13 protein-coding genes and 2 tRNA genes are annotated in these 11,521 nt (G+C 66.0%); 7 read left to right on the plus strand and 8 right to left on the minus strand.

Translation table 11 applies throughout. The features are described from left to right. Positions 1-18: 18 nt before the first annotated feature. Positions 19-780, minus strand: a complete 762-nt coding sequence (locus N5E02_RS17835) for a sulfite exporter TauE/SafE family protein (protein WP_065178879.1) — start codon at positions 778-780, stop codon at positions 19-21. A gap of 134 nt (positions 781-914) precedes the next feature. Further along, entirely contained in the window at positions 915-1,604 is a 690-nt protein-coding gene (gene crp / locus N5E02_RS17840; RefSeq protein WP_010482649.1) for a cAMP-activated global transcriptional regulator CRP, read from the minus strand. A 149-nt stretch (positions 1,605-1,753) separates the two neighbouring features. Here crp and speD point away from each other — a divergent pair, with 149 nt between their 5' ends. Together speD and sugE are read left to right on the plus strand one after the other, a co-directional pair. Beyond that, positions 1,754-2,548 (plus strand): adenosylmethionine decarboxylase, encoded by a 795-nt coding sequence (gene speD, locus N5E02_RS17845; protein ID WP_005411315.1) that lies wholly within the window; start codon positions 1,754-1,756, stop codon positions 2,546-2,548. Between the two features lie 168 nt (positions 2,549-2,716). After that, positions 2,717-3,037, plus strand: a complete 321-nt coding sequence (sugE, locus tag N5E02_RS17850) for a quaternary ammonium compound efflux SMR transporter SugE (RefSeq protein ID WP_005419816.1) — start codon at positions 2,717-2,719, stop codon at positions 3,035-3,037. Positions 3,038-3,121: 84 nt separating this feature from the next. On the opposite strand, the gene coq7 is transcribed toward sugE, so the two are convergent. Next, positions 3,122-3,766, minus strand: coding sequence for a 2-polyprenyl-3-methyl-6-methoxy-1,4-benzoquinone monooxygenase (coq7, locus tag N5E02_RS17855; protein WP_065178880.1), 645 nt, complete (start codon positions 3,764-3,766; stop codon positions 3,122-3,124). A gap of 196 nt (positions 3,767-3,962) precedes the next feature. On the opposite strand from coq7, the gene rplM reads away from it, so the two are divergent. Together rplM and rpsI are read left to right on the plus strand one after the other, a co-directional pair. Further along, positions 3,963-4,391: a 50S ribosomal protein L13 gene (gene rplM / locus N5E02_RS17860; protein WP_005414692.1), complete on the plus strand. Its 429-nt coding sequence runs from the start codon at positions 3,963-3,965 to the stop codon at positions 4,389-4,391. A gap of 2 nt (positions 4,392-4,393) precedes the next feature. Further along, complete coding sequence (gene rpsI / locus N5E02_RS17865) at positions 4,394-4,786, plus strand: 30S ribosomal protein S9 (RefSeq protein ID WP_005411311.1); 393 nt, start codon at positions 4,394-4,396, stop codon at positions 4,784-4,786. 325 nt (positions 4,787-5,111) lie between these two features. Here the strand turns inward: rpsI and N5E02_RS17870 are convergent. After that, a tRNA-Gln gene (locus tag N5E02_RS17870) sits at positions 5,112-5,186 on the minus strand. Positions 5,187-5,241: 55 nt separating this feature from the next. Beyond that, positions 5,242-5,318, minus strand: a tRNA-Met gene (locus N5E02_RS17875). 121 nt (positions 5,319-5,439) lie between these two features. Between N5E02_RS17875 and N5E02_RS17880 the strand changes: the two genes are divergently transcribed. From N5E02_RS17880 to bfr, 3 genes are all read left to right on the plus strand, one after another. Continuing rightward, positions 5,440-6,063 (plus strand): RNA pyrophosphohydrolase, encoded by a 624-nt coding sequence (locus N5E02_RS17880; protein ID WP_005419809.1) that lies wholly within the window; start codon positions 5,440-5,442, stop codon positions 6,061-6,063. A 203-nt stretch (positions 6,064-6,266) separates the two neighbouring features. Next, positions 6,267-6,476: a bacterioferritin-associated ferredoxin gene (locus N5E02_RS17885; protein ID WP_065178881.1), complete on the plus strand. Its 210-nt coding sequence runs from the start codon at positions 6,267-6,269 to the stop codon at positions 6,474-6,476. A 142-nt stretch (positions 6,477-6,618) separates the two neighbouring features. After that, on the plus strand, positions 6,619-7,089 hold the full coding sequence (bfr, locus tag N5E02_RS17890) for a bacterioferritin (RefSeq protein WP_005419804.1): 471 nt from the start codon (positions 6,619-6,621) through the stop codon (positions 7,087-7,089). 1 nt (position 7,090) lies between these two features. Here bfr and N5E02_RS17895 read toward each other — a convergent pair whose 3' ends face one another. From N5E02_RS17895 to N5E02_RS17905, 3 genes are all read right to left on the minus strand, one after another. Beyond that, complete coding sequence (locus tag N5E02_RS17895) at positions 7,091-9,325, minus strand: ATP-binding protein (RefSeq protein WP_065186760.1); 2,235 nt, start codon at positions 9,323-9,325, stop codon at positions 7,091-7,093. A gap of 1 nt (position 9,326) precedes the next feature. Further along, on the minus strand, positions 9,327-11,216 hold the full coding sequence (locus N5E02_RS17900) for an EAL domain-containing protein (protein ID WP_032954585.1): 1,890 nt from the start codon (positions 11,214-11,216) through the stop codon (positions 9,327-9,329). Between the two features lie 44 nt (positions 11,217-11,260). Then, positions 11,261-11,521: DUF4126 domain-containing protein (locus N5E02_RS17905; protein WP_279946565.1), on the minus strand; the 261-nt coding region annotated here is incomplete at its 5' end.

Consider the following 11,521-nt stretch of genomic DNA (forward strand, 5'->3'; position numbering starts at 1 on the left):
CCGCTGGCCGGCAAGCGCTCAGCGCCCCAGGTACCCGTGCACCGCATGCCCGATCTGGAACAGGCTGATGCCCAGTACCAGCACGCCCACGGCCACCAGCACCCAGCGCTCCTTCACCCGCTTGACCAGGATCGCCGCCACCGGCGCGGCCATCATGCCGCCGATCAGCAGGCCGGCAACGATCTGCAGATGCTGCACGCCCATCGACAACAGGAAGGTCGCTGACACCGTCAACGTGACCACGAACTCGGCTGCGTTGACTGTTCCGATGGTGGTGCGCGCCTGGCCGCCGCGGGCGAGCAGGGTGGACGTCGCGATCGGCCCCCAGCCACCGCCGCCGCTGGCGTCGAGCAGGCCGGCGAAGAAGCCCAGCACCGGTACCCGGCGGATCTCGCCCTGGGGCATCCAGCGCCCAGCGGCGCGGGCCAGGATGATGATCGCCAGCACCAGCAGGTACAGGTAGATCAGTGGCCGGATGATCTCGCCCGGGACCTGCGTGAGCACGTACGCGCCCAATGCACCGCCCACTGCGCCGGGCAGGGCCAGGCGCAGGAACAGGCGTTTATCGACATTTCCGGCTGCGAGGTGCGACACCCCCGAGGCGCCCGTGGTGAACACTTCAGCGGTGTGGATGCTGGCGCTGACCTGCGCCGGGGGCAGGCCCATGCTCAGCAGCACCGACGAGGACACCAGGCCGAACGCCATGCCCAATGCACCGTCCACCAGCTGTGCGCCGAGGCCGATGAGGATGAACCACCAGAATTCGCTGCTCAGCTCCATGCACCGAGCCTAGCCCAGCGGGCCGCGCAGGGGCCGTGTAGAGCTGAAGCCATGCGCGGCTGCCTTCGACGGACAGCAGCCGAGCGTCGGCTCGGCTCTACAGGATGGCTCGGCAGCCTTGGGTTGCCTTGCAATCAACGGGTGCCGTACAGCACCACGGTCTTGCCGCGGGCATGCAGCAGGCCGTCGGTCTGCAGTTTCTTCAGCACGCGGCCGGCCATTTCGCGCGAGCAGCCGACCAGTCGCGCCAGTTCCTGTCGCGATACGCGCAGCTGGCTGCCCTGCGGGTGGCTCATCGCCTCCGGTTCCTGCGCCAGGTCGTGCAGGGTGCGCACGATCCGGTCGGTCACGTCCAGGAATGCCAGGCGGCTGGCCTTGCGGCTGGTGTCGAGCAGGCGCTTGGAAATCTGCTGGCCCAGCGCGTACAGCAGGCGCGGGGCATCGGCCGACAGCGGGCCGAGGAACAGCTGATGCAGGCGCTCGTAGCTGATTTCAGCCAGCTCGCAGGCGGTACGGGTCCGCAGGATCACCTCCCGGCGGTCCGATTCGACGAACAGGCCCATCTCGCCGACGAACTCGCCGGCACCGAAGTAGCCCAGCACAAGCTCGCGATCGTCATCTTCCTCGGCCATGATCGAAACCGAGCCGCTGATGACGTAATACAGGGTTCCCGCCGGGTCTCCGGGCCGGAAGACGTCGGTACGGGTGGGATATCGCCGCCTGTGGCTGTGCGCCAGGAAACGATCGATTGTGGCGATATCCAGGGCCAGTGGACTGCTAGCTAGGCGCACGGTTGACACGATAGGAGCGCTCCCTCTGCGCATGAACGGATTCACGGGGTCGATAGCGGAGCTTAACCAGCGCAATTGTTAAGGGCAAACAGTGTGCCAGAACTCTTGCGTCTTCACGTTCCCCCCGGGGGCAGTTTGCCCCATAATTCCCCCTTTCCCTTCTTACACAGGAATCGACCGCCGTGGTCAAGCCGTTGCCTCGCCTGAGGCTGCAGGGTTTCAACAACCTCACCAAGGCGCTGAGCTTCAACATCTATGACGTGTGTTACGCGCGCACCGAAGAGGAGCGTCAGCGTTACATTGAATACATCGATGAAGAGTACAACGCCGACAGGCTGACTCAGATCTTGACCGATGTCGCCGAGATCATCGGCGCCAACATCCTGAACGTGGCCCGCCAGGACTACGATCCGCAGGGTGCCTCGGTGACCATCCTGATCTCCGAAGAACCGGTGATCGACAAGAAGCTGGCCGGCAAGGAGCTGATCTCCGACGCCGTGGTCGCGCACATGGACAAGAGCCACATCACGGTCCATACCTACCCGGAAACCCATCCGCAGGAAGGTATCGCCACGTTCCGCGCGGACATCGACGTGGCCACCTGTGGCGTCATTTCCCCGCTGAAGGCCCTGAACTACCTGATCGAGAGCCTCGAGTCGGACATCGTGATCATGGACTACCGCGTCCGTGGCTTCACCCGCGATGTGAAGGGCAAGAAGCACTTCATCGACCACAAGATCAACTCGATCCAGAACTTCCTGGCCAAGAACATCAAGTCGCGTTACGAGATGTTCGACGTCAACGTCTACCAGGAGAACATCTTCCACACGAAGATGCACCTGAAGGACTTCGACCTGGACCAGTACCTGTTCGAGGAAAAGGCCAAGAACCTGTCGTTCAAGGAACGCATGAAGATCGAAGCGCTGCTCAAGCGCGAGATCGAAGAGCTGTTCCACGGCCGGAACCTGTCCGAGTAAGCCCCATGTGCGATGCCCGCAGGCATCGCCACCCAGGCGGGACGACCCGCCCCGTGGAACCAGTGCCTCGCACGCGTTACAGTTCCACGGTGATGTACCGACCCACGGCCCGGTGTGAAAACACCGGGCCGTTTCGTTTTTCTCAAAAAAGGTAAGGAGCCCCCACCCATGCCCTGGATCTACCTGCTGCTGGCCGGCCTGTTCGAGATCGGTTTCGCCCTCGGAATGAAGTACTCCGAAGGCTTCAGCAAACCCCTGCCCACCGTTGCCACGGTGGTATCGGCCCTGATCAGCCTGTACCTGATGAGCCAGGCGATGAAGAGCATCCCGGTCGGTACGGCCTACGCGATCTGGACCGGCATCGGTGCCATGGGCGTGGCTGTGCTCGGCATCTACCTGTTCAATGACAGTGCGTCGCCGGCCCGCCTGGCCTGCGTGGGCCTGATCGTGGCCGGCGTGATCGGCCTGAAGCTGGTCTCGCCCAATTAATCGGTAGTGCCGGCCGCTGGCCGGCAACCTCTTGATCTTCTGCGGTGCCTGCGTGGTCGCCGGCCAGCCGGCACTACCCCGGGCCTACAGCCGGTAGGCGATGGTCTTCATCACCCTGGAGGCCAGCGCCATCACGCCAGGGATCGGGAACGGCAGGCGGCGTGCGCCGGCCTGCTCGGCGTGCTCCGCATGGCGGGCTTCGTCTTCCTTCATCACCTCGATGACCGCACGGCTGCGCAGGTCGCCGGCCGGCAGATCGACCAGGTGCTCGTCCAGATGGGCTTCCACCTGGCGCTCGGTTTCGACCACGAAGCCGAGGTTCCAGCCGTCGCCGCGCAGCCCGGCCAGGGTGCCGATGGTGTAGCTGCCGGCGTACCACAGCGGGTTGAACAGGCTCGGGCGGCTGTCCAGCTCGCCCAGCCGGGTGGCACACCACGCCAGGTGGTCGGTCTCCTCCTGGGCCGCTTCCAGCAGGTGTTCACGCGTGGCAGGGTCGCGGGCCACGGCGGCCTGCCCGAAATACAGGCCCTGTGCGCAGACTTCGCCGACGTGGTTGATCCGCATCAGCCCGGCCGCGTGGCGGCGTTCAGCGTTGTCCATGCCCGGCTCGCTGGTGTCCGCGGCCGGGTAGGGGCGGGCTGCCGGCGGGTTGCCGAACACCGTGTCCAAGGCGCGCTGCGCTTCGGTCAGCAGATGGTCCAGCGGTGTGGTCTGGCGGAGCACGGTCATGGCGGTACGCGGTGGGACGGAAGACCCCTCGATTCTCCCCCGGCTCCGGCCCCCTGCCAACCCGGGACATGGCCGGCTTGCACCGGGGGCTTGACCTGCGTACAATCCCGCCTCTTACGCTTCACCTTTCACAACGCGTGGCAGAGTTCCGGCGAGCCGTTCGCCGCAATGAGCCCGACCTAACATAGAGTTCTTCATGAGCACTTTCACTGCCAAGAACGAGACCGTCCAGCGCGACTGGTACCTCGTCGACGCCGAGGGCAAGACCCTGGGCCGTCTCGCCACCGAGCTGGCCCGCCGTCTGCGTGGCAAGCACAAGCCGGTCTACACCCCGCACGTTGATACCGGCGACTACCTGGTCGTCATCAATGCAGAAAAGATTGCCGTCACCGGCAAGAAGCTGCAGGACAAGATGTATCACCGTTTCACCGGTTACATCGGCAACCTGAAGACCGAGTCCCTGGCCCAGGCGCTGGAGCGCCACCCGGAGCGCGTGATCGAGATCGCCGTCAAGGGCATGCTGCCGAAGGGCCCGCTGGGTCGCCAGATGTACCGCAAGCTCAAGGTCTACGCCGGCACTGAGCATCCGCACGCCGCACAGCAGCCGCAGGTTCTGGATATCTAATCATGGCTATCACTCAAAACTACGGCACTGGCCGCCGCAAGTCCTCCACCGCTCGCGTGTTCCTGCGCAAGGGTTCGGGCAACATCACCGTCAACGGTCGTCCGCTGGACGAGTTCTTTGGTCGTGAGACCGCGCGCATGATCGTGCGCCAGCCGCTCGAGCTGACCAAGAACACCGAAAGCTTTGACATCCTGGTCACCGCCGCTGGCGGCGGCACCACCGGCCAGGCCGGTGCGATCCGTCTGGGCATCGCCCGTGCTCTGGTCGAGTACGACGAAACCCTGAAGTCCGAGCTGCGCAAGGCTGGCTTCATGACCCGTGACGCCCGTGAAGTCGAGCGTAAGAAGGTTGGTCTGCACAAGGCCCGCCGCGCCACCCAGTTCTCCAAGCGCTGATCTACCGCGCCTGGTTGGGCTCCTTCGGGAGCCCGCTGGATGGGAAAGCAAAAGCCCGGCTTCGGTCGGGCTTTTGTCGTTCTGGGGGTCATCGATGTCCTGGTTGCCGGCCAGCGGCCGGCACTACCCGGGGCGTCGCATCTCGGAAGGGGTGGGGTGGTGCCGTTTCCTGCGGAGCAGGGTCCGATCCCGCGGGTGCCTCTCTGGAGAAGAGCCCCCTTGTTGTTCAAGGGGGCGCGCCGACAGGCGCAGGGATCAGGTGGAATGCGCGACCAAATTAAAAGCAAAAGGCCAGATCTTTCGATCTGGCCTTTTGCTTTTAATTTGGCTGCCCCGGATGGATTCGAACCACCGAATGCCTGAGTCAGAGTCAGGTGCCTTACCGCTTGGCGACGGGGCAAAACGTGCAACTATTTTCTCACTTTTCACACTGAAAAACAACTTGATTTTCAGTGTGGTGGCTATGGGTGGACTCGAACCACCGACCCCAGCATTATGAGTGCTGTGCTCTAACCGGCTGAGCTACATAGCCTTGGTGAGCCCGCTATTCTGCGGATGTGTATCGGCCCTGTCAACACTTTTGTGCCGTGCTTGTGGGCCGACAGAGGGCATGGGATAGTCCCGACCAGTAGATTTTCTTAGGAGTCCGCATCGTGATCGATCCGGACGGCTATCGACCGAACGTCGGCATCGTGCTGATGCGGCAGGACGGCCAGGTGTTCTGGGCACGACGCGTGCGCCGGGACGGCTGGCAGTTCCCGCAGGGTGGCATGAACACCGACGAGACGCCTGTCGAGGCCATGTATCGTGAACTGCAGGAAGAGACCGGCCTGCTGCCTGAGCACGTGGAAGTGCTCGGGGCGACGCCCGGCTGGCTGCGCTACAAGCTGCCGGCGCGGGCCATCCGCCGCAATGAACGGCAGGTCTGCATCGGGCAGAAGCAGGTCTGGTTCCTGCTGCGCCTGACCGGCGACGAATCGCATGTGCAGCTGGACCATACCGACTCGCCCGAGTTCGACCACTGGCGGTGGGTGGACTTCTGGTACCCGGTGGAGCACGTGGTGATGTTCAAGCGTGGCGTCTATGCGCGCGCGCTGCGACACCTGGCGCCGTTGGCGCGTGGGGTGGCCGGGCAGGGCGTCAGCGCCATGCCCAAGAGTGCCGCCGAGGCCTGGATGCCGGGCCACGCGGCCGGCCATGACAGGCCCCGGAAGCGCACGCCCAAGCGCGGCGGCTACTGGCCGCGCAAGGCCAAGGGGGAGTCCGGGGCGGTTTGAATGGGAGGCCACGCAGGCTGCGGGCCGATCCGTCACAACGCGTCCCCGCCGGCTGTTTCCAGCAGGACCGGGCTGTCCGGCGGGCCGGCCAATCCGACTGTGAACGGTATCGAGAATGGTTCAGGTCTCTGATTGACAACCATTCTCGTTTCCATTGGAATAGGCAACAGGCCGCTTCTGGCCTGCCAGCCCGGTTCCCGCCTGTGTACGTCTGCATCTGCAACGGAGTCACCGACCACCAGATCCGCGAAGCCGCCCACCATGGTGTCAGCACGGTGGCCGAACTGACCATGCGTACCGGTTGCGGTGCCACCTGCGGTTCCTGCCTGGACATGGCCGGCGACCTGCTGGCCAAGGCACGCGCGACGCACGATCTGCCGCTGCCGGTATTGGGCCTGGCCCAGGTTGCCTGATCGTTTCCTCGCGGCCTGTTGACGCCGCGCTTTCGCGTCCTTCACCTGCAACCGCGCAGGCCAATGCGCACGATTCGCGTTCCTTCACCACCGCACGCAAGGCGTTACAGTGCCTGCGTTTTCAGCGTGCAGGAGCATCCCCATGAAGGGCGACACCAAGGTCATCGAATTCCTCAACAAGGTCCTCTACAACGAGCTGACCGCGATCAACCAGTACTTCCTGCACGCCAAGATGCTGAAGAACTGGGGCATCAAGGAGCTGGCCGAACACGAGTACAAGGAATCGATCGACGAGATGAAGCATGCCGACATGCTCGCCGACCGCATCCTGTTCCTCGAAGGCCTGCCGAACTTCCAGGCGCTCGGGAAGCTGCGCATCGGCGAGAACCCGACTGAAATCCTGCAGTGCGACCTGTCGCTGGAACGCGATGGCGTGGTCACCCTGCGCGAGGCGGTGGCCTATTCCGATTCGGTTGGCGACTATGTCAGCCGCCAGCTGTTCGTGAAGATCCTCGACTCGGAGGAAGAGCACATCGACTGGCTGGAAACCCAGCTCGACCTGATCGAGCGCATCGGCGAGCCGAAGTACCTGCTGAGCAAGCTGGAAGAGTGAATCAGCGGTCCTGGCCGGCGCGATGCTGTGCCAGGTAGCCCGTCAGTGCAACGCGCGCCCGGGCGAATTCCGCAACCAGCAGCGCCACCGCGACTGCGGGGCGCTGCAGGCTGCCACTACGGGCCTCGTGCTCGATCCGCTGCGCGATCGCCGACAGCGACAATGCCCCCACGTTCGCGCTTGATGATTTCAGGCTGTGCGCGACGGCCTGCATGCGCGGTTCATCGCTGTTCCGCGCGGCCAGCTGCAACTGCTGCACCATCGCCGGCGCATCTTCAAGAAATACCGTGACGATCTGGGTGGCAGCATCGCCGATCACCGCGTGCAGTTCATCCAGTACATCGCGGTCGAGCACCGGTTGTGCTGCTGGCGCCACCTGCTTTTCCGGATTCGGTAGAGCCGAGCCATGCTCGGCTGATGGCGTGCGACTGCAATTGGCCGTCAGCCGAGCATCACCCGGCTCTACAGAAGGCCGTGCAGGTGCTGCGGCTTTACCGCCACCCCAGCGCTGCAGCAGCGCATGCAGCGTGGCGCGTGCGATCGGCTTGGACAGGTAATCGTCCATGCCAGCCTGCAGGCAGCGCTCGCGGTCGCCGGCCATCGCATTGGCGGTCATCGCGATGATCGGCAATCGCGCATGCCCGGTTTCCGCTTCTTCGGCGCGCCAGCGGCGCGTGGCGGCGTAGCCGTCCAGCACTGGCATCTGGCAATCCATCAGCACGATGTCCAGCCCGCCTTCGCGGAGGGCGGCCAGGGCCTGTTCGCCATCGGCGACGTTGCGCACCTCGCACTGGAACACCCGCAGCAGCTGCTCGGCCACCATCCTGTTCACCGTATTGTCCTCCACCACCAGCACGCGCAGATGCAGCGGCGGCAGCGTGGCAGCCGGTTGCTCGTGTTCCGCGCTGGCCAGCAGCGCAGCGGGGCGGGCAGAGGCGACCGGTGCTGCCAGCAGTGCATGCAGGGCGGCGTCGTCGAAGTGGGAGGGCAGCTGGCGCTGGCGGGGGCGTTGCGCAATCGCATCCTCCTGCAGCCACAGTACCTGCAGTGCATCGTCGTCGCCGCGTTCCCCCAGTGCGAGCTGCAGCGTGGCCTCGCCGTTGCGGCGTGCGCGCGCATCGACCAGCAGCCAGGCGGGTGCCGGTTTTCCGGGCCGCGCGGGAGCGCGCAGGCGCTCGACCACGCTGTCCAGTTGCGCCAGCACCTCCACCTGCAGTCCATGGTGGGCAGCGATGCGCTCGATGCGTGCCTGCAGCGTTGCATCGGCACTGAACAGCAGCAGCGGTGCCGGCGCGCGCGTCATCGCCGGCAGGTCGCCAGGAACCTTCAGCAGCGGGATCTCGAACCAGAACGTAGCACCCTGGCCGGGCGTGGACTGCACACCAATACGTCCATGCATCAGGTCGATGATGCGTTTGCAGATGGCCAGGCCCAGGCCGGTGCCGCCGTAGATGCGCGTGGTGGATGCGTCGGCCTGGCTGAAAGACTGGAACAGGCGTGCCTGCAGCGCGTCGTCGATGCCGATGCCGGTATCGATGATCTCGAAGCGCAGCTGGTGCTGCGCGGCACCTTCGCCCAGGCGCAGCACGCGCAGCTGCACCTGGCCGCGGGCGGTGAACTTGATCGCATTGGCCAGCAGGTTGCTCAGCACCTGGCGCAGGCGCACCGGGTCGCCGCGCACCGGCAGGCGCACCGATGGATCCAGCTGCAGGCCCAGTGCCAGGCCCTTGGCGTCGGCGGCGCGCTGCATCAGCTGCACCACGCCATCGAGCAGATCGCGCAGGTTGAAGCTGGTGATTTCCAGCTCCAGCGCCTGTGCTTCCAGCCGGGAGTAGTCGAGGATGTCGTCGACGATGCGCAGCAGCTGCTGCGAGCTGGCCGAGGCGGTGGCCAGCATCTGCCGCTGGTCCTCGCTCAGTGGCCCGCGTGCGATCAGCTCCAGCATCGGCAGGATGCCATTGAGCGGGGTGCGGATCTCATGGCTCATCGTGGCCAGGAACTCGCCCTTGGCCAGCACGGCCGCCTCGGCGGCCTGCTTGGCCTGCAGCAGCTGTTGTTCCAGCTGGCCCTGGCGTTCAGTGGTATGGCGTAGCTGGTCCCGTTCAGCGGCCAGCGCTCCGTGCGTGCGCTGCAGCTGCGCCAGCGCACGGTCGCGCGCGCGAAGCCGCAGGCCCAGCACCATCAGCGCGATGGTGGCCGCGGCGAGGGCAACCAGCAGCACGCCCCACAGCGGCACGTCAGAGCACCGCGTTGTGGAAGTCGAAGTTCAGGTCGCTGCCGGCCGACTGCACCATGTTGCCCTGGATGTAGTCGACGCCGCCGACCCACATCGCCGCCGCAGCCTGCGGATCCTCGATCTGCTGGCCGATGATCTGCAGCCCGGCGGCATGGGCCTGATCGATCGCCTTGCGCAGCTCCTCGCGCGTGGCCGGATTGGCATGGCTGCTGGAAAAGCGCGCAGCCATGCGCACGAACGACAGCGGCAGCTGGTTCAGCAGGGCATCGGCCTCGCCGCTGGGTTCGAACTGGCTCAGGCAGAAGCGCACCCCGGCACTGGCCATGCGCTGGCAGAACTGCTGCAGCGGCACGGTGTGGATCAGTGCGTCCGGCAGGCGCACGTCGATCACCAGTGCACTGCCCGGCAGGTCGCGCTGCTGCAGTGATTCCAGCAGCCAGTCGGCGAAGGCGTCGCGCTGCAGGGTGCGCAGCGACTGCGAGACGAACAGGTTCAGTGGCTGCGTCGCGTGGCGGTACAGGTCCAGCAGCCCCAGCGCGTGATCCATCACCTGCTGGTCGAGATCGGCAATGCGGCCTGCGGCTTCCGCTGCCGGGATCACCTGCCCGGCCGCCAGCACGGTGCCGTCGGCCTGGCGAAGGCGCAGCAGCAACTGGTACTGCGCGGTGTTGCCGCCGGCAACAGCGACGATCGGCTGATAGGCCAGTTCCAGCTGTCCTTCCAGCAGCGCCAGGTGTTCCTGTTCGGTGACTGCCTGGCGGTGCACATGGCCGGCCACCCCGGCGCTGAGCAGGCGCGCCTGCAGGGTGGTGCGCTCGACGGCTTCCAACGCACTGTTGGCATCCTCGAAGCCCGGTGACAGCGGTGCATAGCCAACTACGCCGCGCAGGTGCACGGATTCGTCGTCGCGGATCACGAAGGCACGTGCCGACAGCTGCTCGCGCAGGCTGGCAGCGATGCTTTCAAGGGCGTCCTCGTCGGCGCTGCGGGCCAGCAGCAGGAAGCTGTTGTCGTTCAGGCGTGCCAGCAGGTGCGGATGGCCGGCTTCGGCCAGGCGCTGCCCGGCCTGCACCATCAGCCGTTCAAACGCGGCATAGCCATAGCGTTCGCGCAGGCCCAGCGCGCTGGCCACTTCGATGAAGAACACGCCGCCCTGATCGCGGTGGGCGAGTGCGGTGTTGAGCTGCTGCAGCACGTGGTGGCGCGTCGGCAGGCCGGTTTCCGGATTGCTGGTGGCCGGTGCGCCGGTGGCGCCGGGCAGGGTCGCGGCCTGGGCTCGTGCGCGGCGGATGCGGTTGGCCACCGCTGCGATCAGGTGGCGGGGCCGGATCGGTTTGCTCAGGTAGTCGTCCGCGCCGCTGTCGAGGACTTCGAACTGGCGCTCCGGATCCGGATCACCGCTGAGGAACACGATCGGAAGCAGCTGCAGGCCGGGCTGCTGGCGGATCAGCGCGGTCAGGCGCATGCCGTCCAGGCCGGGCAGGTGAAGATCCATCAGGATCAGGTCGGGGCGGTGCTCCTTGATGGCCTGCAGCGCGGCATCGGCATCGTTGTGGACGATCGCCTGCATGCCGGCGCCGTGCAGCACGCTCTGCGCGAACAGGGCCTGCGCCCGATCGTCTTCAACGATCAGCACGCGGTAGGGCGAGTCCGATGGCGACGGGGCCAGATCGTTGTTGCCGGCGTCGGCCAGTGCGATCGGGCCGGGCAGCGGCGGCGGTGCGCTGTTGGCCGGCGTGGACGCATCGGCCGCGACAGGGGATGGGGTCGCCGCCATCGGTGGGTCCACGGCCGGAGGTGCCGTCTCGGGGGCCCAGCGCTGCCAATGGTCGGCCGGAGGGGTTTCAGCGCGTCCCGGGCGGGCGCCCGCGGGGGATTCGTTTGCGGCCATCGGTGCTCCTGGTGTTCGCGTCCATTATGCGACAAGCCCGGCGCTCAGCCGGTACCGGTGTGCCCTGGCGGTGCTGCCGATGCACCGCGCGCCAGCCAGCGCACGCCCTTCCACAGGGCGCGCCAGACCAGCCACACCAGCAGCGCACCGGCCAGGCTGCAGGCCAGTACCACGATCAGCGCGATCCACGGGTGTGCCAGGGCGAGGGCCAGGCCACCGATCACGACGGTGTCTTCGGCCGCAGAGGCGACCCAGTTGCTGGCCGGTTCCGGCGAGGTGTTGAGCAGGGCGCGGGTACCGGCCTT

The organism is Stenotrophomonas sp. GD03777, from assembly GCF_029842485.1.
Classification (GTDB): domain Bacteria; phylum Pseudomonadota; class Gammaproteobacteria; order Xanthomonadales; family Xanthomonadaceae; genus Stenotrophomonas; species Stenotrophomonas sepilia.